General features: G+C 34.2%; 29 protein-coding genes and 1 pseudogene. 17 read left to right on the top strand and 13 right to left on the bottom strand.

Features of this window, described 5'->3' with window-relative positions; genetic code table 11:
* Window positions 1-551 precede the first annotated feature (551 nt).
* Both MKY49_RS12550 and MKY49_RS12545 read left to right on the top strand, forming a co-directional pair.
* A complete protein-coding gene (locus MKY49_RS12550) occupies window positions 552-1,112 on the top strand; it encodes a hypothetical protein (RefSeq protein ID WP_274793299.1) in 561 nt (186 codons plus the stop codon).
* 441 nt (window positions 1,113-1,553) lie between these two features.
* Window positions 1,554-1,868: a hypothetical protein gene (locus MKY49_RS12545; protein WP_341386401.1), complete on the top strand. Its 315-nt coding sequence runs from the start codon at window positions 1,554-1,556 to the stop codon at window positions 1,866-1,868.
* A 2-nt stretch (window positions 1,869-1,870) separates the two neighbouring features.
* Here the strand turns inward: MKY49_RS12545 and MKY49_RS12540 are convergent.
* Window positions 1,871-2,113: pseudogene (locus MKY49_RS12540) on the bottom strand (helix-turn-helix domain-containing protein); the annotation flags it as partial.
* A gap of 37 nt (window positions 2,114-2,150) precedes the next feature.
* Between MKY49_RS12540 and MKY49_RS12535 the strand changes: the two are divergent.
* On the top strand, window positions 2,151-2,867 hold the full coding sequence (locus tag MKY49_RS12535) for a peptidoglycan recognition protein family protein (protein ID WP_341386400.1): 717 nt from the start codon (window positions 2,151-2,153) through the stop codon (window positions 2,865-2,867).
* Between the two features lie 100 nt (window positions 2,868-2,967).
* On the opposite strand, the gene MKY49_RS12530 is transcribed toward MKY49_RS12535, so the two are convergent.
* Together MKY49_RS12530 and MKY49_RS12525 are read right to left on the bottom strand one after the other, a co-directional pair.
* Window positions 2,968-3,504, bottom strand: coding sequence for a hypothetical protein (locus MKY49_RS12530; protein ID WP_341386399.1), 537 nt, complete (start codon window positions 3,502-3,504; stop codon window positions 2,968-2,970).
* Window positions 3,501-4,235 (bottom strand): YpjP family protein, encoded by a 735-nt coding sequence (locus MKY49_RS12525; protein WP_322606533.1) that lies wholly within the window; start codon window positions 4,233-4,235, stop codon window positions 3,501-3,503. The genes MKY49_RS12530 and MKY49_RS12525 overlap by 4 nt, the downstream gene beginning before the upstream one ends.
* Before the next feature lie 256 nt (window positions 4,236-4,491).
* Here MKY49_RS12525 and MKY49_RS12520 point away from each other — a divergent pair, with 256 nt between their 5' ends.
* From MKY49_RS12520 to MKY49_RS12510, 3 genes are read left to right on the top strand one after another with little or no spacing between them, the layout of a single operon-like run.
* Window positions 4,492-4,767: a YolD-like family protein gene (locus tag MKY49_RS12520; protein WP_341386398.1), complete on the top strand. Its 276-nt coding sequence runs from the start codon at window positions 4,492-4,494 to the stop codon at window positions 4,765-4,767.
* Window positions 4,768-4,783: 16 nt separating this feature from the next.
* Window positions 4,784-5,101 (top strand): YolD-like family protein, encoded by a 318-nt coding sequence (locus tag MKY49_RS12515; protein ID WP_341386933.1) that lies wholly within the window; start codon window positions 4,784-4,786, stop codon window positions 5,099-5,101.
* A gap of 13 nt (window positions 5,102-5,114) precedes the next feature.
* Window positions 5,115-5,480 (top strand): aconitate hydratase, encoded by a 366-nt coding sequence (locus MKY49_RS12510; RefSeq protein WP_341386397.1) that lies wholly within the window; start codon window positions 5,115-5,117, stop codon window positions 5,478-5,480.
* A 201-nt stretch (window positions 5,481-5,681) separates the two neighbouring features.
* Here MKY49_RS12510 and MKY49_RS12505 read toward each other — a convergent pair whose 3' ends face one another.
* The gene (locus MKY49_RS12505) at window positions 5,682-6,299 is read right to left on the bottom strand and encodes an NUDIX hydrolase (protein ID WP_341386396.1); all 618 of its coding nucleotides are present in this window, start codon (window positions 6,297-6,299) and stop codon (window positions 5,682-5,684) included.
* A 364-nt stretch (window positions 6,300-6,663) separates the two neighbouring features.
* On the opposite strand from MKY49_RS12505, the gene MKY49_RS12500 reads away from it, so the two are divergent.
* From MKY49_RS12500 to MKY49_RS12475, 6 genes are all read left to right on the top strand, one after another.
* Window positions 6,664-7,560, top strand: a complete 897-nt coding sequence (locus tag MKY49_RS12500; RefSeq protein WP_341386395.1) for an ATP-dependent DNA ligase — start codon at window positions 6,664-6,666, stop codon at window positions 7,558-7,560.
* Window positions 7,561-7,858: 298 nt separating this feature from the next.
* Entirely contained in the window at window positions 7,859-8,284 is a 426-nt protein-coding gene (locus MKY49_RS12495) for an acyl-CoA thioesterase (protein ID WP_004225136.1), read from the top strand.
* A gap of 11 nt (window positions 8,285-8,295) precedes the next feature.
* On the top strand, window positions 8,296-8,670 hold the full coding sequence (locus MKY49_RS12490) for a DUF423 domain-containing protein (protein WP_341386394.1): 375 nt from the start codon (window positions 8,296-8,298) through the stop codon (window positions 8,668-8,670).
* Between the two features lie 164 nt (window positions 8,671-8,834).
* A complete protein-coding gene (locus tag MKY49_RS12485) occupies window positions 8,835-10,166 on the top strand; it encodes an SPFH domain-containing protein (protein ID WP_341386393.1) in 1,332 nt (443 codons plus the stop codon).
* 14 nt (window positions 10,167-10,180) lie between these two features.
* Entirely contained in the window at window positions 10,181-11,284 is a 1,104-nt protein-coding gene (locus MKY49_RS12480; RefSeq protein WP_274793271.1) for a hypothetical protein, read from the top strand.
* A 522-nt stretch (window positions 11,285-11,806) separates the two neighbouring features.
* Complete coding sequence (locus MKY49_RS12475; protein ID WP_341386932.1) at window positions 11,807-13,012, top strand: EAL domain-containing protein; 1,206 nt, start codon at window positions 11,807-11,809, stop codon at window positions 13,010-13,012.
* An 87-nt stretch (window positions 13,013-13,099) separates the two neighbouring features.
* On the opposite strand, the gene MKY49_RS23040 is transcribed toward MKY49_RS12475, so the two are convergent.
* Together MKY49_RS23040 and MKY49_RS23035 are read right to left on the bottom strand one after the other, a co-directional pair.
* Window positions 13,100-13,372, bottom strand: a complete 273-nt coding sequence (locus MKY49_RS23040; RefSeq protein WP_445928416.1) for a tyrosine-type recombinase/integrase — start codon at window positions 13,370-13,372, stop codon at window positions 13,100-13,102.
* Complete coding sequence (locus tag MKY49_RS23035; RefSeq protein ID WP_396631755.1) at window positions 13,372-13,554, bottom strand: tyrosine-type recombinase/integrase; 183 nt, start codon at window positions 13,552-13,554, stop codon at window positions 13,372-13,374. Before MKY49_RS23035 ends, MKY49_RS23040 begins: the two co-directional genes overlap by 1 nt.
* Here MKY49_RS23035 and MKY49_RS12470 point away from each other — a divergent pair.
* Complete coding sequence (locus MKY49_RS12470; protein ID WP_312506715.1) at window positions 13,516-13,716, top strand: DUF1064 domain-containing protein; 201 nt, start codon at window positions 13,516-13,518, stop codon at window positions 13,714-13,716. The two genes, MKY49_RS23035 and MKY49_RS12470, sit on opposite strands and share 39 nt — an antisense overlap.
* A gap of 40 nt (window positions 13,717-13,756) precedes the next feature.
* Window positions 13,757-13,834: a DUF1064 domain-containing protein gene (locus MKY49_RS23030; protein ID WP_396631756.1), complete on the top strand. Its 78-nt coding sequence runs from the start codon at window positions 13,757-13,759 to the stop codon at window positions 13,832-13,834.
* Between the two features lie 230 nt (window positions 13,835-14,064).
* Here MKY49_RS23030 and MKY49_RS12460 read toward each other — a convergent pair whose 3' ends face one another.
* The 6 genes from MKY49_RS12460 to MKY49_RS12435 all read right to left on the bottom strand — a co-directional run bounded on the left by MKY49_RS12460 (window position 14,065) and on the right by MKY49_RS12435 (window position 18,029).
* Window positions 14,065-14,499: a hypothetical protein gene (locus MKY49_RS12460; protein ID WP_341386392.1), complete on the bottom strand. Its 435-nt coding sequence runs from the start codon at window positions 14,497-14,499 to the stop codon at window positions 14,065-14,067.
* Between the two features lie 75 nt (window positions 14,500-14,574).
* Window positions 14,575-14,991, bottom strand: a complete 417-nt coding sequence (locus MKY49_RS12455) for a DUF3888 domain-containing protein (RefSeq protein WP_341386391.1) — start codon at window positions 14,989-14,991, stop codon at window positions 14,575-14,577.
* A gap of 181 nt (window positions 14,992-15,172) precedes the next feature.
* Window positions 15,173-15,373 carry a hypothetical protein gene (locus MKY49_RS12450; protein ID WP_322606521.1) on the bottom strand — a complete coding sequence of 67 codons (201 nt, stop codon included), beginning with the start codon at window positions 15,371-15,373 and terminating at the stop codon, window positions 15,173-15,175.
* A gap of 434 nt (window positions 15,374-15,807) precedes the next feature.
* The gene (locus MKY49_RS12445) at window positions 15,808-16,374 is read right to left on the bottom strand and encodes a hypothetical protein (RefSeq protein ID WP_341386390.1); all 567 of its coding nucleotides are present in this window, start codon (window positions 16,372-16,374) and stop codon (window positions 15,808-15,810) included.
* A 271-nt stretch (window positions 16,375-16,645) separates the two neighbouring features.
* A complete protein-coding gene (locus tag MKY49_RS12440) occupies window positions 16,646-17,188 on the bottom strand; it encodes a DUF402 domain-containing protein (RefSeq protein WP_322606519.1) in 543 nt (180 codons plus the stop codon).
* A 250-nt stretch (window positions 17,189-17,438) separates the two neighbouring features.
* Window positions 17,439-18,029: a hypothetical protein gene (locus tag MKY49_RS12435; RefSeq protein WP_341386389.1), complete on the bottom strand. Its 591-nt coding sequence runs from the start codon at window positions 18,027-18,029 to the stop codon at window positions 17,439-17,441.
* Window positions 18,030-18,521: 492 nt separating this feature from the next.
* Here MKY49_RS12435 and MKY49_RS12430 point away from each other — a divergent pair, with 492 nt between their 5' ends.
* From MKY49_RS12430 to MKY49_RS12420, 3 genes are all read left to right on the top strand, one after another.
* The gene (locus MKY49_RS12430; RefSeq protein WP_274793263.1) at window positions 18,522-18,887 is read left to right on the top strand and encodes a hypothetical protein; all 366 of its coding nucleotides are present in this window, start codon (window positions 18,522-18,524) and stop codon (window positions 18,885-18,887) included.
* A 36-nt stretch (window positions 18,888-18,923) separates the two neighbouring features.
* Window positions 18,924-19,100, top strand: coding sequence for a hypothetical protein (locus tag MKY49_RS12425; protein WP_274793262.1), 177 nt, complete (start codon window positions 18,924-18,926; stop codon window positions 19,098-19,100).
* Between the two features lie 372 nt (window positions 19,101-19,472).
* Complete coding sequence (locus tag MKY49_RS12420; RefSeq protein WP_274797333.1) at window positions 19,473-20,408, top strand: EamA family transporter; 936 nt, start codon at window positions 19,473-19,475, stop codon at window positions 20,406-20,408.
* A gap of 257 nt (window positions 20,409-20,665) precedes the next feature.
* On the opposite strand, the gene MKY49_RS12415 is transcribed toward MKY49_RS12420, so the two are convergent.
* Complete coding sequence (locus MKY49_RS12415) at window positions 20,666-20,824, bottom strand: hypothetical protein (RefSeq protein ID WP_341386388.1); 159 nt, start codon at window positions 20,822-20,824, stop codon at window positions 20,666-20,668.
* Window positions 20,825-21,221 lie beyond the last annotated feature (397 nt).

Genomic DNA, 21,221 nt, shown 5'->3' with positions numbered 1-21,221 from the left:
AGCATTCATTGATAAAAGTTCTAGCCATCTTAAGAGAGAGCGAGAAATTACTATTTTACACTGGAAGTTATCAGGTATGAAAACGAAACATATTGCTGAACTAGAGGGGATTACGGAACGACATGTACGTAGGATTATCAGCGAAATGCCAAAAGAATGTCCGAAATGTCTGTTGTTTCATAGATTTACCAATTTAATTGTATACTGTGAGGGAGGACGGCGCGGTAAAGGTTTCCTCCCCTGGTATTTACCAAAACCTAAATATTAGGGAAAGACAGACCGACGACTGACCTGCGCTGAATAAACTTGTTCGGAGCGAGACATACGTGGCCGGCACATATTTTTAAAGAGATAAGGCAATGCCCCAACTTACGTGTTTTGTTAAGAATAATATGTATAAAAATAAATCATTCCCTTGTTAAAAAGATCACTTAATATAGTGGTCTTTTATTTAGTTAATAAAAGCTAATTAATACATATAAGTTTAGTAAAATTGTCTATTTCATTTGTCCCTTCATTGAATAATGTAATAAAACAAGGAGGATGATAAAATGGGTTTCGACAGTTTCAATAGAAGTGAAAAGGAACCAACTAATAAAAGAATTAGCAGAATTCATGATGATTGCGAAGAAAGGTGTAATGACAAAAATATCCATCAAGGAGTACAGGTACCACAACAACCTGTAGGTATGGGGCTTCCAGGGTCTGCTTATATTTATGATACAACTTTACAACTAACTATCCCGAGTAATGGCCAAGTTACTTTTAATACAAATGGCAATATTACACCTGCAGGGTTTGTAACACATGTACCAGGAACAGCACCTATCATAATAAATCAAACGGGTACTTACCTTATTACCTATGAGTTGAATGTTGGAGGTGGCCCTAATGCATTTGCTCTTTTCAATGGCGACAACCAAATAGCTGGTTCCAATTATGGAGACTCTACTGGTAACTCAACGAAAAATGGTCAAGTAATAACAACTTTAAATGCATCAGATGTTCTTACATTAAGAAATATTAATGTCAACCCAGTTACTTTATTAAATAGCATTACTTTGGGCACACAAGTTATCAGTGCATCTATTGTCATTTTAAGATTAGCATAATGGTTTTATTGCGAGTCACATCTAATAAGGTGTGGCTTTTTGTATTTATAGATTAATTTTGTTTTTACAGTTTCGAATTTTGAAAGGAGTGGTTTATATGTGAACTTCGTCCACTTTCCATCATTTCAGTCAAACTTACTACATCCACAAAGTGCACGGAAATGCACTCTAAAACTAGAACACAATTCGTTACAAAATAACGTGGTGTCGCTCTACCACGAGTCGGAAAAGAGCTCTCGACAATAAAACATAGATAAATTAAACCTTCATCAGAACAAAGATGAAGGTTTTTATATCATGATATTATAATGGATTTTATTTTTTATACTAAAAATGGTTTAAAATTGTAATTATCATTATCCTTCGATAGTTATTAATGCATATTTTACAATTATATATAAAAATTTACATTTTATTATTCATATCAAAGGAGGAATTTTAATGAAGAAGAGTTTATTTATTGTCCCTGCTGTAGCAATCGGTATTTTCACTGGAGTTTCTAGTGATGCGTCTGCACAAGAGTTAAATTCTAATACTCAAGCTGCTGAAGCTCAAGTACAAGCTATTACTACTAGTAGCATTTATGATAATGCACCTGAATTAAAAAACGGTTACAAATTAAATAGTCAAACAAGTAATACATATCCTATACAACGTTACAAATTTTACTATGATGGAAATGATGGATATGCACATATTTTATTCCAACCAGAAGGTAATCAAAAGTTAAACGTTTTAAACGGTAACTTAATTTAGGCATTCTCCATTTCTAATTGTTTAATACGTGCTGTTAACGCCTCAACAGACCCTTCAGCTGGTATTGATTTCGTTGTTCTTTTTGTGTCTGTTTTCATGGATGGACGCCCCTTTTTCTTGGAAACAAGAGCATCATAACCACCAACTTCAAACTTTAATTTCCAACCCCGAATTAAGCCAGAAGATGAAATATTAAAGAGAGCAGCTGTATCAACTGAAGATGTACCTGTCTCGTTCATATAATTTTTTGTTAAAGGCAGCTAAAAAAGAAGGTGAGCAGTAATGGCTTACACATTTAAACAAACCTTCTTGCCAGCAAGCAAGTATTCAATTAAGGCAACATACACCATTGTGCCTCAATTTATAACTGTGCACAACACAGCCAATGATGCTACTGAAGCAAAGGAAATTGAATACATGATTAACAACAACAATCAGGTGTCTTATCATGTTGCTGTGGATGATAAAGAAGTAATACAGGCAATACCATTTTACCGAAGTGCCTGGCATTGTGGTGATGGTGGAGGTGACAAAGATCCGAACGCACTAAAGAAAAGCAACCGTACTTCTATAGGTGTAGAAATTTGTTACAGCAAAAGTGGTGGTGTTCGCTATGGAGTGGCAGAGGAAAACGCAGTTCAATACATTTCTAAGCTATTAAAGCAATTTGGTTGGGGCATTGAGCGAGTTAAGAAGCATCAAGATTGGAACGGTAAATATTGTCCGCACCGTATATTGGCAGAAAATCGCTGGAATAGTTTCTTGAAACGAATTGAAGAAACAATGAAGCCGATGGAAATAGGAAAACCAACAGAAAAGGATGAGGATATTATGAAATTCACTAACTCAACAACAAAAGGTGCGGTACGTGATTACATTAAACAAGCCGTGGATAAAAAGTTAATTGATAAGTCATGGTTAGATAAATTCGATGCTGGGACATTAACTGGTGGTGATTTTAAAGGATTGGAAATTATCATTGCTCAACGTAGCAATTAATGGCAAAAGCCCAGGTACTCATTAAATTGAGCCTGGGCTTAGTGTGTCCAATTTACAGTAAACTATTAAAGTATAGACTTTGAACAATTTTATTGCTTTTTTAAATTATTTCGTTAATTATGCGATTTATCCAATTAGTAACTAACCGATCTCTCTCTTCGAAAGCTATATTACTTTGCATCTTTAGATAGTGTAAATCTTTTTGTAGTTTGGGCAATTTTTCTCTTAAAGTGAAATTATTTTCAGATTCCTCGTCTATAAAAATTAATTTTTGGTCATTCACTAATGTTTGGTATACTCGGCCTGTATACTCTAGGTCATCAATATAAACATTAACATGCCCTCTAACCTTAGGGTGAACATAAACATGATTTCCTTTAAGTTTAGAGAGTGAATACATGAAAGCCTCTAATCTTATTTTATTAATATAAAATTTGTGGCCGTAATAGAGTTGTTTGTGTTTCTTTGGGTTAATATCAAATACCTCATATCTAACACAAATATCTGTTCCCTTAGGTCGTTTCTTATTAGTCCAATGAGAAAAAGGTAACAGCCGTTCTTTTACTAAATAATCAATATTACTATGATCCAAATCACACCCATAGCTTAATATAAAAACTTCTTCATGTTCATTCACTTAATCGGAGTCCCCCATGCAGGTAAGCTATTATGTCTTAAAAGTGTTTGTCCATGATGATATTCAAAACCATCATATTTAAGGTGGTAGTGCCAGTTAGTTACAGTTTTATTTTGTTCAAGGCCTACATGTCCTCTCATAATAGAATTACCATTTTTTCCGTAAATTTCAAAAATGTGTTCACCTTGTCTAATTCCATTTGCCCCAGAACCTTCTGGTCCTACGAATTTAGAATAGCCATGTTTATCAATTTCTTTTTCAGCTGCAGCTATCCATTTATCCTCAATTTTATCTTTTACTTCCTCACCAATCTCTTTTTTTATTTTATCACCCATTTTCTTTTTAAGTGCATCTTTAATCAATACTCTGATTAATACATTTGCTAAACGGGGTTGAATGTTATCATTGTTAGTTACATTCTGTGAAACAGCAAAGGCATTTAAAGTTACCGATGGATAATTAATATCATAAAAATATTTTAGTAATGCAATATTTTGATCTTCAAGACCATATGAATTAAGGACAGTAATATCAGCATTTTCAAGAAATAAACTGCTATGTTCAGAAATAATATCTAAACTTAATTGTATATCATCTTCTGTTAAATTTGTTTCTTGTCTAATTAAATCTAACCCATTTTGAGTGTTGGCAGTGCTAGTTAAAGGTAAAGTTAATTGAAGAATTAATGTAAATATTATTATTATAGATAATTTGTTAAATATTTTTTTCATTTTTGACTCCTTGTATTTCAATTTTATTAATATTCCGGAATATTAAGGAAATCATCTCATTTTAAATAATATTTTTCAATAATTTCCTTAAAGAAGAAAAATTCCTAATATTAACAATATTCTTTGTGGCTAATTATTTTCTTACCTAAATTTTCGGTAGCAGGGGTTTTCTATTTCCATAAATTTAATCTTGTCAAAATACAAACATCTGTTCTACAATTATACAAACAAATGTTCTGTTTAAGGAGAGCTTAAAATGGCAGCTAAAACAAAAGCAATAAAAAAGAAAAAGGAGCCTAAACACCCAGAAAGAGATGAATTTGATTTAGAGGAAATAGTAAATGCATTAACTGAAGTTATAGAAGAAAAACAAAACAAAGTCTTTAGCATCTATAAACGCGACGAAGCTCTAGAAGGTACAGTCACCAAAATGGATGCAAACACAAAACTAATCCATATTAAAGATAAGTACTACAACATTCATAAAGTACATTTCTTAGATATTTTAAGTATTTCAGATACTGAATATTAGTGGAGAGTGATTTGTGATGCTACATGATCGTGGGAATATGAAATGGACATCAATGATGCTACCAGAGCATCTAAAGTTGATAAAGGAGTGGAAAAGAGAGCAATTTTACGATAAAAAGCGAGAGTTGGCTGAATGGGAACTTGAAGAAATCGAGCAAACAACCCAACGCGCTTTTAAAATGAGGAAACTAATCAAATTAACACTATGGGACCATAACAAGCTACATGATGAAATAGGAAAAATAACAGGAACAGACTTGTATAGGAAAGAACTACTTTTAGATGCTGATTTATCAATAAAACGTATTCAATTTGAGAAGATACAAAAAGCATAATTGGTAGATACAGATGATTAAGCCTGATGAGCGTAGAAATGTACATGAATATATCCTATTGGATATGGCAGTAAAATCTTTACAAAATGACTACGATAAACTAGGGAATCTAAAGATGTCCAAGGTCTATATCGAAATAGTTGATGTTCTATTAAAAGTTATTAGGCCTGATTATTACAACAAGAAGCGAATGCTAGCCAAACAAAAAATAGAGGTAGTGAAGTGGATTCATATAGACCAATATTTTAGCGATGTTGTGGTGAAAAATCCTGGAGAAGATGTAGTGCTACGGTACGCAAAACAAGCGCTAAAAACCCAAGTTGAAAATCTTATTTTTCAGTACTTAAAGGAGATAAGTGACAGTACAAATACTATTTAATTTTCAAACAAGCATAACCCCGTTCTAAGCAAGGACGGGGTTAAAATATAGTTGTGTTTTTTGAAATAAGTTATTTCTTTACACTAAAAAATAAAGTCTTTAAATCTAGGTTTATTCCACAATCGCGCCCGATTGTGGAAGATTGTTATTAAACTAAGACACCAGTTAGTTGAATAACTTGGGAGCCATTAATCTTAACTATCAATCAAAATATACAGGTTCTTGCTGATTATACAAATGTTTAAATGCAAGTTGAATTTGTGATTCTGTATTTCTTGCCATCGATAATTGTGGTAATTCATTTTCGGCGAAAAATTCTACGGCATCTGTTTCAATACTTTCTTTCGGTTGACCGCCAATGATTTCACATTGGATAAACATTTTATAGACGTGATATGGAGAAGGTGGATGAGGATGGCATTTTTTGTCGAATAAGGCTAATAATTTTATCGGTTTTACATCAAATCCTGACTCTTCTTTTACTTCCTTGACTGCAACTTCACTTGGTGATAAACCTATATCACCCCATCCTCCAGGTAACGACCATTCCCTATCCTTTGTTTCTCTCACCATTAATATTTTATCATTTCTAAATACAACAGCTCTAATATCAACTTTTGGCGTTGCATACCCAGTTTCATTTGCAAATAGTTCTTTTATAGTTGTATTGTCTATAGTTGTATGATTTTCCAAAATTTGAACACTAATATTTCTAATCAACTCAAATCTTTCTACATCATAAACATCTTTAGAATAGGTTAGTCCGGCCTGTGCAATGGATTGAAGTTGTTTTGCCCATTCTAACCATTTAGGTTCCATTCATTATTCACCGCCTACTTATTTTTATCTAATTTTACCTTGTTTTTATTTAAAATTAAACATTCCCAACTTAACTAACCTGCTCGTTAGTTTAAGTAGAATCCTTCACAAATATAATTAAATATTAACTTAAATAATTAAAGTATTCTTATTTAGTGTTATTCAACAATATGGCCCGTTTGTTGAATAAACACCATTTAAAAAAGTCTAAGGAAGAGTAGTAGTATAGAAGTCATCGCAAAAATTTTAGATAAAGATATTATCTCTCAGTGAACGAATCTAAATGGTTACCATCAGTACCTTGATTTACATGTATTCTTGCTTTCACTGACATGAGATAATGTAGGTTAAGGAGGGATAGGTAATGTTATTTACTCCAATTAAACCAATGTTACTTCACATGGGTAACAATGAAGAAATTAATGATAATCCTGATTGGATTTACGATATAAAATGGGATGGCTGGCGCATCCTTTTACACAAGCAAGGCAAACGGATTGAGGCTTTTACTCGACATGGTAACAATGTGACAGCTAAGTTTCCGGAACTTCAAGAAGTTGGACGTTCAATTCAGTCACATACAGCAATCATTGATTGTGAGGGAGTAGTGTTAAAGAATGGTGTATCTGTGTTTGATGACTTCGCTTTTCGGGGTCGACTAACAAACACAAGCAAGATTGAACAGGCTACTTTAACCCATCCAGTAACTTTTGTTGCTTTTGATGTACTGGCAACGGATAAAACATATACAAACAAGCCATTAGTGGAACGCAAAGAAATCCTTTCATCAATAATTGAACCCTCTAATAGCCTGCTTATCACACCTTCTGTAGCAGGTAATGGCAATAATATCTTTCAGCTAACAAAAGACAAAGGCATGGAAGGTATTGTAGGAAAACGAAGCAATTCAACATACAAAACTAATCATAGATCGTATGATTGGTTAAAATATAAACACTTTAAAATCACAGATGCAGTAATCTTAGGTTATAAAGAAAATCCATTTACTATGCTGGTTGGTAAACAGTTAAGCAATGGTAAGTATAAACCACTCGCAAATTTAGAATTTGGATTCAAGCCAGGGGAAAAAACTGCATTTAGAGAAATAGCTAAACAAATCGTTACCAAAGTAGAACGAGATATGATGTGGTTGGAACCTAGACTGTGCTGCAAAGTTCAGTATTTAGAGAAAACTGCATCAGGGTCCTTAAGAATCGTATCGTTTAAAGGTTTGATTTTGATAAAGTTCCAGAAGCAATAAACTGATAACCAGGCGCTCGAATGAGTACCTGGTTATTTTTGTAGGTGCTGTATTGTAACTGCTCGTGCACGTTTATTTAATTATTCAAAAAGTGGTACCCCACAGTACCCCAGATAGTACCCCATTTAAAAGTGTTTATATGAGTTTATATGGAATAAAAATTTATATTAGAAAAATCGATATTTATTTTAAATACCAAGAAAAGCAACGCTCTATTTTTCACCGTTCTAATTTCCTCAGAGCAAAAACCCCACCAAATCAACATTTTTACGCTATAATGTAGGACGAGGTGAAGAAAATGTTTGTGAGTGAGAAACAGATTGAAATAAGGTATGCAGAGACCGACCAAATGGGTGTGGTGTACCATGCAAACTACATCATTTGGATGGAGATTGGACGCACACAGCTTGTAAGTGATGCGGGCTTTGAGTATGCCGCTTTAGAAAAAGATGGCTATGTATCACCAGTAATGGATTTATCTATTTCATATAAGGCAGCGATGCATTATGGACAGGTGGCAACTGTGCGCACTTGGGTGGAAAAGCATGACCGTTTACGTACAACCTATGGCTATGAAATTTTACATGAGGATGGCACGGTAGCAGCCACTGCTCAATCCGTACATATTCTAGCGCATAAGGATACATTGCGTCCGGTATCATTAAGTAAAATTGATCCTGCTTGGGATGCCAAATATAAAGAAATTGCTGTTGAGGCAAAATAGGAGAGCAACGAATGGAAATGTTTTTAGCGTTAGGCGCGATTTTAGCGTGTCTAGGTGTTGTTTTAGGTGCTTTTGGTGCACATGCACTGAAGGATAAATTTGCATCACCTCATTATGCTGCCATTTGGGAAACGGCTGTGCAATATCATATGTACCATGCTTTAGGGATTATTGGGCTAGGGATTCTATCTAGTGAGTCTCTTTTAGGAAGTACTAGCCTGCTTTCTTTGGCTGGATATCTTATGTTTACAGGGATTATTTTCTTCTCTGGTAGCTTATATGTGCTAGCAGTGACAGGTGTGAAAAAACTTGGTGCGATTACACCTATTGGTGGGATGTTATTTATCGTAGCTTGGGTGCTTGTTGCGGTAGCAGCATTGGCTTAAAAGATGTAATGAAACGGGATAGTTCTTTATGATTCATATCATAGGAGCTTCTCGTTTTTTTACTCTTTCATACGATAAATGAAACAATTTGTCCGATAATGCGTATTACATAGTGTTTGTAGATGATAAAATAAGTTAAATATCAAGTTGAAGGTGGGAATAATATGGGTTTATTAAAAGCTGGGGTTGGCGCATTAACAGGTGTTTTAGAGGATCAATGGCGTGAATATTTTTATTGTGAGGCATTATCCGCAGATATCCTTGTAACAAAAGGAATGAAGCGTACTTCGAAACGTGGATCAAATAAAGGGAATGACAATATTATAAGCAATGGTTCGATTATTGCTATCAATGAAGGGCAGTGTATGATGATTGTAGAGCAGGGGAAAGTTGTAGAATTTTCTTCAGAAGCAGGGGAATATGTCTATGACACATCAACAGAACCTTCGATTATGTATGGCACAGACTTATCACAGGGAATAATGGAAACGTTCAAGCAGATAGGTAAGCGTTTCACATTTGGAGGAGAGCCTGCGAAAGATCAGCGAGTTTATTATTTTAATAAGAAAGAAATTGTTGGAAATAAATATGGAACCCCTGCACCGATTCCCTTCCGTGTGATTGATCGCAATATTGGTTTAGATATTGACATCGCAATTCGCTGTCATGGGGAATATTCGTATAAAATTATTGATCCATTATTATTCTATACAAATGTTTGTGGTAATGTGGAACGTGAATTTACACGAGATACGATTGATAGCCAGTTAAAATCAGAATTAATGACGGCATTACAGCCAGCCTTTGCGCAAATCTCTGCAAGTGGTGTTCGTTATAGTGAAATACCGGCTCATACTGTTGCGTTAGCAGAGGCACTCAATAAAGTGTTATCTGAAAAATGGCTTGCCACACGTGGCTTAGCTGTTGTGTCATTTGGGATTAGTACACTGAAAGCTTCTGAAGAAGATGAAGCAATGATTAAACAACTTCAGCGTAATGCTGTGATGCGAAATCCAGGAATGGCGGCTGCTCATTTAACAGGGGCACAGGCAGATGCGATGATTGCGGCTGCTAACAATGATGGGGGAGCTATGGCAGGATTTATGGGCATGAACATGGCTACACAGGCTGGTGGCGTTAATGCTAGTCAACTCTATCAAATGAATGAACAAAATAAGCAAGCCCAAATGGCTCAAGCTGCTATGCAAGAACAGACAGCGAAAGCACCTAGTGCATGGACATGTGCATGCGGTCATGAAAATACAGGGAAGTTCTGTTCAGAATGTGGTGCAGCAAAACCAGCTGACGAGGGTTGGACATGTACGTGTGGAGCGGTAAATAAAGGGAAATTCTGTAGTGAATGTGGGATGAAAAAACCAGCAGGCGCTTTACTTTATGCTTGTGATAAATGTGGTTGGACACCAGAAGATCCTTCAAACCCACCGAAGTTCTGTCCGGAATGTGGAGATGTTTTTGATGAGAATGATGTCAAGTAAGGAGATGATGGCCTATGTCAATGCAAGAGGTTGAAAATGCCAAACAAGTGAAGCTTGACTTTGATGCTGAATGTCCGTCCTGTAGTGCATCGATCGAGTTTAATCCTGCAACAGGAAAGCTAACTTGTCCTTATTGTGGCTTTGAAACGGAAATTGCTACGCCGGAGCAAGAAGAGGAAAAAGTTGCCCAGGAAATGGACTTCTTAAAAGCAGAGGAACGTGGGAATTTTAATTGGGGCGTGGAGAAAAAAACAGTCATTTGTAAAGCGTGTGCAGCCGAAACGATTTACGATGCCTTGCAGGTTGCTGACAGTTGCCCTTACTGTGGTTCCAATCAGGTTATGGAGGCTACTGCTGATAATACGTTAGCACCAAATGGTGTATGTGCTTTTGAAGTAACGGATAAGCAAGCAGGGGAACATTTTCAAAAATGGATCAAAGGCAGATGGTTTACACCGAAGGCTGCTAAAATTAGCGCAAAGCCTGATGCCTTTAAAGGGGTTTATCTTCCTTATTGGACATTCGACTCCAAAACAAGCTCTAGATATTCTGCAAGATATGGACGACATCGAACAGTTACTGATAAAGATGGGAAAACTCATACTGAAACAGATTGGTATTCGACAAGTGGCTTTTATCAGGAATTTATCGACGACCACTTAGTAAGTGCAACAACACGTTACGATCGTGATATGATGCGAAAAATTGAACCATTTAATCTTTTAAATAATAAGGCTTATAAACCAGAATATGTAGCTGGATTTTTGTCAGAGCGTTATAGTGTTGGCTTGCAGGATGGGTGGAATCAAGCTAAAAGTGAAATTCATGATCATCTTCACGCGCAAATTTCCTCCAAAATTCGTTGGGAAAATAATGCGGATGTTGTATCAAATCTGCGTTTTTCCACCAACCATGATGATATTACATACAAATATCTAATGTTACCGATTTGGCTGTCTTCTTTTCGTTATAAGGAAAAGGTTTATCGTTTTATGGTCAATGGACAAACTGGGCGAGTAGGTGGAGATGCCCCTATTTCACCACTTCGTGTAACGATAGCTGTTATCATATCATTAATGGTGATAGCAATGATTTGGTATTTCTTTATGTCGGAATAATGACTAGCAGCACTCCTTTTTGGAATGCTGCTTTTTTCATCGATCCATCTTTGCAAAATTGATGACATTTGCCAAAGATCATTAAATACGTAGGGACTCAGCCGCAAAATCAACATAAAATTGACTTAAAATACTAGGTGTATGACTGAATTATGTGGAATGAACGGGCTATTCCCCTGCATTGTCATGGCCGTTTTATTAGTATGTCGCATAAATTATAGTGAGAGAGCAGCCTTGAAACAATGACATGTAGGTTTGTGTGAGAGCATAGAAATGATAGAGTAAAAATACAGCCTCCTATGTCTAAAAGTCATAAGAAATGGTGAAAATCGAACAATGGCTACAACTAAGCCAATCTAAAAAATTTAGGTTAGATTGGCCAAAAATTATGATAGGTGAAGTTGCGAATTTACTTTAAACCACTTATTATACAGACAGAGAGCATTTTTTTAGATATTAATGGTATGTGTAATGTTATTTTTGAATAACTATAAAAAGTTATTCATAATGGAGGTTTCGATGATGGACGCAATTGAAGTGTTAACAAATTTAGATCAAATACATGGGTATTATCAGCCGATATTTAGCGCAGATGCGCATACGGTGATTGCCTACGAAATTTCCGGACATCTACAAATTGAAGGGCAACAAATTAATTTAAAGGACTTCGTTAATAATGAAGATATTCCAGAAGAATATCGAATTGATATGGAGCATAAAATTTTACATGCAGCCTTAGCCAAAATTGATGAAATTGCATCAGATATTGATATTTACATTCCAAGTAATCCTAATTTATTGATGCAAGATTTTGGTGAAAGTCATTTTAATATAATCCAGCAATATATAGGAGAAGAAGATTTACATCGAATCGTTATTGTTGTATCAGAGCATCGTTTTATGGGGGATATAAACAAATTACACCATGCCCTTCGTTATTTTACGACGTTCGGCGTGAAAATTGCTGTGCAAGAAGTAGGAGCGGAAAGTCATTTAGAGCACATTGCGTTATTGGCGCCACATATTTTAAAGGTCAATACACGTGATTTAAATTATGATTCCTGGTCAGCACAATCGGACATGATTTCTGCCATTGGCAGCCTTGCTTATAAAATAGGGGCCAATCTTTTATTTGAAGATATTGAAACAGTGTATCAGCTACAATTTGCTTGGAAAAATGGAGGTCGCTACTATCAAGGGCCATATTTAGCAAATCCTTCAATGACCTTTGTCGATAAAGACATGTTAAAGGAACGCTTTAAAAAAGAATGCCAGCAATTTATTACGTCTGAAAAGAAAATGCTAGAGGCGCAATTTTTGCAGCTTAAAAAATTAAGGGATGAACTAGAGGCGATTGTTCACCGTGTCAAACCAACGAGTGACAATATCTCGCATTTAGAGTATTTAGCTGAACTACTGGATAACTACTCCTTTAGGCTATATATTTGTAATGAAGATGGATTCCAGTTAACGCCTAACGTTATGAGAATTGACGGCAATTGGGAATTGCAGCCACGAGCAATTAATAAAAATTGGAGTTGGCGACCGTACTTCCTACAAACGATCATTAAAATGCGCAATGATCAAAGTGGAGAGATCTCAGAATTATATCGTGATATTGAAACAGGAGAAATTACGAGAACATTTTCAATCGCCATCAACGAACATGAATATTTGTTTGTTGACCTTTCTTATGATTATCTTTATGAGCACAGTATTTTTAGATAAGCTTACAAATCCTAATATATCAATGGTTGTGGGGTATAACTTATGATTGTACCCCACTTTGTACACCAAATTTGATGTTTAAATGATTTATTCGATTTTAATCAAAGATGAAAGTACTTGAGTTGCCTTTAATTCCTCATCAGCGAGGGAATGAGCATATACCCTCATCACCATTTCAGGAGTATCCCCAATGATTTTTGCAACTGTAGTTACAGCGGTTCCCTCTGCAATAAGAATACTTACAAATGTATGGCGAAGTATATGGGACGAGAAACGCTCAAAATTATGCTTCTTTTTTAAAGCGTTAAACATTTTAGATATATAATTACTGCTAATTGGTTCTAAATTGGCAGTAATAATTACATAATCATTGATCTGACCCCATATTCATCACGTGTTTTTGTTATAGATATGATGTTTTGCATAAAATCTATATCTTTCCACGTAAGGCCAGCCAATTCACCTTTACGCATCCCTGTAGTTGCTAGTGTAAGCAAAATAACATGAGTAAAGCAAAATACGGGAACAAGAAAGTTATACACGACGGAGTTATATTCGATTCAGCGATAGAAGCAAAATATTATGTTCACTTGAAGCACTTACAAGCACAAGGTATTGTGACATCCTTTGAATTACAGCCAAGGTTTGTGTTACTGCCGAAGTTCGAAAAGAACGGAAAGAAATATCGCGATATTTGGTTATAACGCTGATTTCACAGTTCATTATGTTGATGGTCATACAGAAGTGGGTGACATAAAGGGAATGGTTACACAGCAATTCGAATTGAGGAAGAAGTTGTTCGAATACCGTTTTCCTCACTAATTAAAGCTTCTGACGTATTCAATGATTGATGGTGGTTGGGGGATAACACATGATGAACTTAAAAAGGCTAGGAAAGCAGGACCTGAAAGAGAAGCAATTAATGAAGGGTGAGCGTGGCTTTGATTGCTATGGACCTTGAAATGGCTGGAAGGATTGGGCCAAGGGCTGGTGGGTTGTTAGGGAAGAGGAAAGTGGTTAGTTGAAAGAAAATGTGAAAAAAAATTTTTGAGCTACTTAGTGAATTTAGATAACTTCTCAACTTCTTCAGGAGAAATATTTTTAACTTTATATGAAATGACTGCCTTATTTGAAATCACTTTATATTTTTCTGCAGATTCACCAGGCGGTATACGAAAAGTGATGTTAATTAGTTTAAATGGTTGATCGTGGGCACCTTCAAAGGAAATAACCCTTAAACTAACATCATAGTAGTCGTTTTGTCTATTTCGTTCAATTTTTTCAATTCTTGCATAATCGAATAATTGATTATCACCATATGAAGACATTGTTTCAAGAATTGGTAAACCTAATTCACGTAGAAAGGCTAACTCAATCACACTTGGGGGTTGGTTTTTAGGGAAATACTGTATATCTGATCTAGCAAAAGTAGAATTTATCCCTAGGGAACTTATTAAAAATAACGAAATGATTATTATTTTTCTCATAGAAAAAATTCCTTTCAGTATTTGTTCAACAATGAAAAATACAAAATTCTATAAAAGGTTAAAAATTTTAATGAATTATTCTGGTGGATATTTATAAGTCTTAAGGTGAGTGTGATTTATCAATTTAACCTCAGGACCAACAGTTATTTCATAGGTCATTCTATCTTTTCCTAATGAAATATTATGTCCGCCATCTGTAGGCTCAATTTCAAATGTAATTTGCAGATCAAAGCCTCGGAAATGATTTCTTTTTGTTTCAATTAATTCAATTTTCCAAGGAGTAACAAAGGGTGAAACATCCTTTAAAATCTTCGGATAATAATAGCTTCTCAAATCCTTTTCAATATAAGGAGTAAGGATGAGCATGAGCATATCCTGTAATCTAAGGTCGTTAGAATCATGAGTGGGTCCATAAAACCCTAATCCTGTCCTTGGTAGGAAAAATAAAGCAAGAGTAATTAATATTATAAAAGCAGATAAGCCTTTTTTCATTTATAAAATAATACACCTCTTTTAAATATTGTATAAATTTATTATTAACCATCCATTTAAAAGTATGTAGTTAAAAGAGAAGGTAAAAAATACTTGAGATAATTCAACAGTAGTTTACTGCACAATATGAGTAAAGAAATTATAAAGGGTCACTAGTTTGGAGTGACCCTAAACAGATATTTCATTTAAATTTTTTTGGGTTATCAACTTTGATTGAAGCAACCTCTCCACAGTTTTTACAAAAAGTCATAAGAAGTGGTGAACCAAAAGTCATTACTGATCCGATTGGTCTTATATTACCCTGGCTACTACTACCACCAACTTGACCGGTTGTAAAGGAATCACTACCACAAGCCTTACAAACCAATTTATCACTTTCCATAATATCACCTCAATATGTAATTTGTGTAAATTATAACATAGAAAAAGCTGCAGCGTTTGCACACGCTACAGCTCGAATTGGTTTATGCCCTTTGAATAATGGCTTAGTCATTAGCATTATAACATAACTTAGGAGGGCAATCCTATGTTAAAAGGGCAAATAACAGTTACGTAAGAGAATTTGTTACAGTGGATTGAGAATTATCGGTGGATAGTAAAAAACAATCGAGGAAGCAAGGTAACAAGTAGCGAAGGAAAATAACAATAGTTACATTGGGGCGAAAACCGCTATGTACGGGATTGAGGCAACTCTACAAAAGGCAAGTGGTGGGACAAGCGATCCAGTGTACACACTATAATAGGAATAAATTTCCATATTAAGCTAGTTCAACAACGAACACAATCATGTTGCTATTTTACCTAAATTTATCTTTCTTAATCATAAGTGTTCCTTGTAAGATTGAGCTTTGGCATATAAGTACTTCCGCCTGCTACCATTTCTTTTGTTTCAACATCATAAATTGCATAATTACCTCTAAATTCTTTTTCTGTGTCTTTAAAGGAATAAAAAAAATAAACTTGTCTATCAGGACTAACGGTCTGATGATAGTTAATATCTATATAAGGGTAGGTACTAAGAATATTTCCATCAAAAGTTATATAATTTAATCTTTCTACCTCATTGAACAATAATTTTTTTCTAACATTTACAGTTGCATCAGGCATTTCTTTAAAAAGAACAGTATCCAAATGCCATTGTTGTTGCTTTGGCTTCTGCTTATATCTTTGATAAACCTCCTGATGTATAGGATACTTTAGGTTCCTTAATGCCTGGTAAAATTCATCTACAGTTTCATTAACAACTTTTTCCTTATTTGCAGGATATAAATATTCATTATTATCTGAAGGATTAGTTTGAGAATGAACAGGACTTCCTAATAATATAGAAAAACTGAACAAAAATATAATCACAAACGAACTAATTAAGAATGGATTTTTCATTTAAATTACTCCTTTTTAGAAGTAACGTACCCTAAATGTTCTTTAACTATCCTGCTCCGTTAGTTTAAGTGAGAAACTTCCCAATCTTACTCTATATTTCAACAGTAATATCGAATTTTATTGAAAATGTTCTTCCACAATCTGGCCTTTTGATGAAGAAAGACGCATTCCTTAATAAAGAAATGCAAACCCGATTGTTGAACATCCTTTTTTAACTACCCCTAAAGTAAAACTCAAACTTTCATTTGGTAATGACATATTAAAGCATGATTTATTCACGAATCTTACCTAGTAAATAGTCTCGATGCTTAAAACTTAAATCATAGTATTTAAAAGTACCTTCGTGTATTTGTTTCAACACTTGATTAAAAACTCGATAGGCAAAATCGTATTGTGATTTTGTAATCCAATTATTGTGTAGAGCCTCTTCTAATTCATCTTTATCTTTTTCAATGATTTCTCCAGTTGGTAATACAACAATATCTAAAAATAAGTCCATCATATAGGGTTCTCCATTCTCAACGCCATTTCCATATGTGATATCTATGTACCACTGAATAATTTCTCTATTTTCATTAAACATTGATGTAATAGCGAAATTTTCATTGAGTGGTAGTTGTTGTAACCATAAGTAATTGTTATCAACAATACAAACCTTTTTAATTAAATATTCTGTTATTAATGGCTCTTTTACTTCATTCATTTTTATAAGAGCAATAAATCCATTAAAATCTTTGTCATTTATCTGCTCTATAGAATAGTCGCGTTGTATAATTCTAGTCCAATCATTTCTATGTAAAAAACGCTTTTTCAAAAGATAATCGCTCCTCAAATAATATTATTGGTAAATTATAACATTAATTGAGTTTAAAATATATATAACATATCCGTAGAGTTTTGTACCATTGCATAAAATAATGTTATTCAACAATTTGGCCCGATTGTTGAATAAGTGTAAAGATAATCAAGTTGTTTACTTTTTAAACGCATAATAGTTCAATAAAGCCTATTACTCAACTTTTATACATCCGACTTACTCGTTTTGGACTTAATGATACATTAAACTAATCCTCCCAATAAAAAATAGCATCCATGACTAAATACTCTCTAGGTTCACGATAAATTGTCGGTATTTTTGTTTGAAAAGACAAAGGTTGATTCATTTTTTCAGCTTCTAATAGTTCATAATCAAACTCTTTTAAGGCTCGTTTCAATTTTTCTGCAATTGTTTGGAATTTCTCGCTCAAATCTAATAAATTTGGACTAGCAAGCAAAGAACCATATGCCCCACCAACTACTTCATTCGTTTCGATACGAATTGTTTTATATCTGTAATCTTCGCCCATGATTGCTACAGGTGCTAAACGACAAATATCAATAATAATCCCATCTTTCTTTATCTCTCGATGACCGTACTTCTCTTCAACGACTATAAAATCCTCTTTTCGATAACAAAAAAATTCAACAAAGGAGGCGTATCCACTGCCAAAATGACTCCACTCTGCTTCACATACTAAATTAGGAATACGGTTTATTCGATGAAATAACCGTCGGATATGGGCTTCAATTTCTAGTTCATTATTTGTATTATAGGGGAACTTGTTCCCGCCGATCTTTCCTTCAATTAAGCCTTGTAATTGTTCGTTAGAAAACATGTATAAAACACCTCTCATTTGATTATGCCCGATTTACAACGAAAGAGCACATTTCATACTCTGAAATACGCCCTTTAATGGAATATAAACTTCATTTTGTGGCTTTTAAGTGTGTTTACAAACTTGCTTTTGGAAACGTTATTAAGCTTATTTATGTATACTTTATAAATCCTTGTTTTACTAAAGCACCCGTTAACCATTCACGAAGGGCAAAATTAGCACGTCACCACAGAAAATGAAAGATGGATAAGTTCTTTCATGGGAACTTAATTTCGTTATTTGCGAGTTTAAGGTGTTTCTGGTCAAATATAGCAATTCAGATTCCACAATAATAATCTAAAAAGTAAGTGGTGTACCTTTGGAAGAAGTTAAGTTAACGAGATATAAGTGGAATCAATAGTTGTTACAGGTGATTTTATTGTTGGATATTTATGTTAAAATTAATTTTGAAGATTTTGAAGGTACTTAAACTATTGATGAGGGGGTATGAAAATGAATATTTATTGGTTAGGTGCAGGGCTTTTTCCTCTTGACTGGGAATTTTGTTTTTTTACAGTTTCAGAATACAAGGAGAAAATAATTGAGAAAAGAGAGAGCAACCCTGAATATTTTGATATGAAAACAGGTGGAGTGGACAAATTGTTTGCCCTTATAGATCAACGTGTGACGTTTGCTTTAAATAACTTTAGGGAGGAATTGAAAGGATATAGTGATGAGTTAAGATGTCCTGCCATGATTACACCAATTCCTAGAGGGGATAATAGTAATGGTGCAGATTTTATCATAATTTTAAAACGTGATGAAGATGGAGATACAGCAGTTTACTCTCCTTATCCTATTTCATATTTAGAAAATTAAGAGGGCATGGAAAGGTTGAAGGTAAGAGGTGGTAAAATGAAGTTCCATTTGTTAGAAGAGGATAGTCTTAGCCATGAATATCCAAATAGTTCTGATTATTGGGATGAAAACAGGGTTATTTCAAACACGAAAGCAGAAATCGATGGACTTATTATGTTGATTTTAATGCAAGTTTACAGCACCACTTCCTACTGGATAACAAGTTTCTCCTAACCTATTTATATGCTCCAACTTATCGTTAAAGCCAACTTTATATAATGTATACAAGTCATTCATTTTGAGTGGCTTTTTATTTTTGTCTTTATTTTCTAAGTGCTAAGAAGAGTGCAGGGAACTAAACTGCTGAATTCTTATCAATGGTAAAGAAGACTAATTTTTTAGTTCAACGAAATTTTTTATCTAGGCTCTGCATACTCCACGATAAATGAGAAGGATTAGTATTTTTGTGACAATTTAATTGAAAAAAAGATTGTAAAATAACAATTCGTGATTTATATTGGAGATTATGATTTTTTTTCTAAATCTCAAAATCATAAACAAAATTCATTTTATATAAAAATTATAGGAGGGAAGTGAGTGATGAAGATGTATATTTATCCCCTATTAGTAGTGATTGCAGCAAGCAGTTTTGGTATCGTTTCAACGATTATAAAGCTGGCAATGCGTAGTGGTTTTACTGTCTCTGAGGCAGTAACAAGTCAGTTTTTTATTGGCTTTTGTATAGCAGTATGTATCTTCTTAGTTACAAACAGATCAAAATTGAGCTTTAAAGGTGTTAAAACCCTTATATATGCAGGGATTTTAACAGGGCTAACGAATATTTTATATGGTCATTCTTTGAACTTTTTGCCAGCATCATTGGCAGTAGTTTTACTATTTCAATTTACATGGATTGGTATGTTGATTTCTAGTATAACAAAACGACAACTTCCAAGTAGAATTGAATTCGTATCTTTAATCATATTGGTAGTAGGAACAATACCAGCTGCTGGTATAATTGATGTTGATTTATCCCAAATACCTTTCCAGGGGTGGTTATGGGGGTTAGCAGCAGCACTTTGTTATTCCTTATTTTTGTATGTTAACGGGAAAGCAACTGAAAGTATGACAACCTCTAACCGCTTAGTATTTGTTTCATTCTTTGCATTCATGATTACTGCCGTTTTCCAGTCTCCAGAAATTATTTGGAATGGTACTTTGTTTAACGAGGGACTGTGGATTTATGGATTGGCATTAGGGTTATTCGGCATGATTATACCGGTTTTCCTGTTCACAATTGCAGTGCCTAAAGTAGGATTAGGTATGTCATCAATATTGAGTGCTGTTGAATTGCCAATCGCGGTCATGGTATCCGTTATCTTATTAAGCGAAACGGTTACAACTTTGCAAATAGTAGGTATCATCACTATTGTTATCGGTATAAGTTTACCAACAATTCTAGATAAAGATAGATTGTTAAGAATCGGTAAAGCAAAATACAGAAAATCAAGCAAAGAAGTAGCAAAAGAATCTTCTATTTAAAGATTTACACGTGTTGGCAACCCCGTTATACAAGTACAGTTGTCACATTAAATGTACATTGAATCGGACAAGACAAGGTTTAGATAACAAAGATAATAAAAAACTCGTATTTTGATGAAAGATTGATCAAAATACGAGTTTTCTTATTTTATTAATAACAAATGGCTATGAGGGAAGTAAAGGATCTATCGCAATTTACCTTACCTAGCTTACATTCATCAATGTGAAAATGATCCCCTAAATATCAAATTAAATGTCTACTTTTTTCTTTTTTCAATTGATTTTAATAATGTTAAACCAGCAACACTTATAAGCGTAATGCTATACATAATCGTCTTATTGGCTTCTCCCCAAGTAACTACCATTCTTGTAAGAATTAGCACTAGTAATATGAAGTAAGGTAAGTAAATTCGCAATTTATAAAACCCCTTTTTTCTTTAGTCTCTGAAAAAAGCGAAATTAACTAGATTCAATTTTTCATAAGCTAGGCGTTTGGAAAGCAATGTCCCTTGCAGTATTAATGATACTTGATGAAGTATGAAAGTGTGTATCCATATAAGTAGTTTAAATTTTCAGGAACGCTCAATATCCCCTGTGAAAAGACCAAGGTACTTAAATTGTGGATTAGCACTTGACCGTAGTGTGATTAATAACAAGCAACATTTATCTAGCAGTCTAGGTACTCAATTAAATTTGGAGCCTGGTTTTTTAATTTTTAAATTATTTTTTAAATAGTATCTAATTTCGATTGTTATTGTAACCATAATAGTGTAAGATGCATACTATAAGTCATACAGTGTATGTCGTACAGTA

The organism is Lysinibacillus sp. FSL M8-0134 (genome assembly GCF_038069745.1).
Lineage (GTDB): Bacteria > Bacillota > Bacilli > Bacillales_A > Planococcaceae > Lysinibacillus > Lysinibacillus irui.
Note: the sequence above shows the minus strand (reverse complement) of the source record. Positions and strands in the feature narration are given on the sequence as shown.

Bases quoted from the DNA above. Each gene is read 5' to 3' on its own strand.
- MKY49_RS12550 (WP_274793299.1), top strand. From the start codon at position 552: ATGGGTTTCGACAGTTTCAATAGAAGTGAAAAGGAACCAACTAATAAA.
- MKY49_RS12545 (WP_341386401.1), top strand. From the start codon at position 1,554: ATGAAGAAGAGTTTATTTATTGTCCCTGCTGTAGCAATCGGTATTTTC.
- MKY49_RS12535 (WP_341386400.1), top strand. From the start codon at position 2,151: ATGGCTTACACATTTAAACAAACCTTCTTGCCAGCAAGCAAGTATTCA.
- MKY49_RS12525 (WP_322606533.1), bottom strand. From the start codon at position 4,235: ATGAAAAAAATATTTAACAAATTATCTATAATAATAATATTTACATTA.
- MKY49_RS12520 (WP_341386398.1), top strand. From the start codon at position 4,492: ATGGCAGCTAAAACAAAAGCAATAAAAAAGAAAAAGGAGCCTAAACAC.
- MKY49_RS12515 (WP_341386933.1), top strand. From the start codon at position 4,784: ATGCTACATGATCGTGGGAATATGAAATGGACATCAATGATGCTACCA.
- MKY49_RS12510 (WP_341386397.1), top strand. From the start codon at position 5,115: ATGATTAAGCCTGATGAGCGTAGAAATGTACATGAATATATCCTATTG.
- MKY49_RS12505 (WP_341386396.1), bottom strand. From the start codon at position 6,299: ATGGAACCTAAATGGTTAGAATGGGCAAAACAACTTCAATCCATTGCA.
- MKY49_RS12500 (WP_341386395.1), top strand. From the start codon at position 6,664: ATGTTATTTACTCCAATTAAACCAATGTTACTTCACATGGGTAACAAT.
- MKY49_RS12495 (WP_004225136.1), top strand. From the start codon at position 7,859: ATGTTTGTGAGTGAGAAACAGATTGAAATAAGGTATGCAGAGACCGAC.
- MKY49_RS12490 (WP_341386394.1), top strand. From the start codon at position 8,296: ATGGAAATGTTTTTAGCGTTAGGCGCGATTTTAGCGTGTCTAGGTGTT.
- MKY49_RS12485 (WP_341386393.1), top strand. From the start codon at position 8,835: ATGGGTTTATTAAAAGCTGGGGTTGGCGCATTAACAGGTGTTTTAGAG.
- MKY49_RS12480 (WP_274793271.1), top strand. From the start codon at position 10,181: ATGTCAATGCAAGAGGTTGAAAATGCCAAACAAGTGAAGCTTGACTTT.
- MKY49_RS12475 (WP_341386932.1), top strand. From the start codon at position 11,807: ATGGACGCAATTGAAGTGTTAACAAATTTAGATCAAATACATGGGTAT.
- MKY49_RS12470 (WP_312506715.1), top strand. From the start codon at position 13,516: ATGAGTAAAGCAAAATACGGGAACAAGAAAGTTATACACGACGGAGTT.
- MKY49_RS12460 (WP_341386392.1), bottom strand. From the start codon at position 14,499: ATGAGAAAAATAATAATCATTTCGTTATTTTTAATAAGTTCCCTAGGG.
- MKY49_RS12455 (WP_341386391.1), bottom strand. From the start codon at position 14,991: ATGAAAAAAGGCTTATCTGCTTTTATAATATTAATTACTCTTGCTTTA.
- MKY49_RS12450 (WP_322606521.1), bottom strand. From the start codon at position 15,373: ATGGAAAGTGATAAATTGGTTTGTAAGGCTTGTGGTAGTGATTCCTTT.
- MKY49_RS12445 (WP_341386390.1), bottom strand. From the start codon at position 16,374: ATGAAAAATCCATTCTTAATTAGTTCGTTTGTGATTATATTTTTGTTC.
- MKY49_RS12435 (WP_341386389.1), bottom strand. From the start codon at position 18,029: ATGTTTTCTAACGAACAATTACAAGGCTTAATTGAAGGAAAGATCGGC.
- MKY49_RS12430 (WP_274793263.1), top strand. From the start codon at position 18,522: ATGAATATTTATTGGTTAGGTGCAGGGCTTTTTCCTCTTGACTGGGAA.
- MKY49_RS12425 (WP_274793262.1), top strand. From the start codon at position 18,924: ATGAAGTTCCATTTGTTAGAAGAGGATAGTCTTAGCCATGAATATCCA.
- MKY49_RS12420 (WP_274797333.1), top strand. From the start codon at position 19,473: ATGTATATTTATCCCCTATTAGTAGTGATTGCAGCAAGCAGTTTTGGT.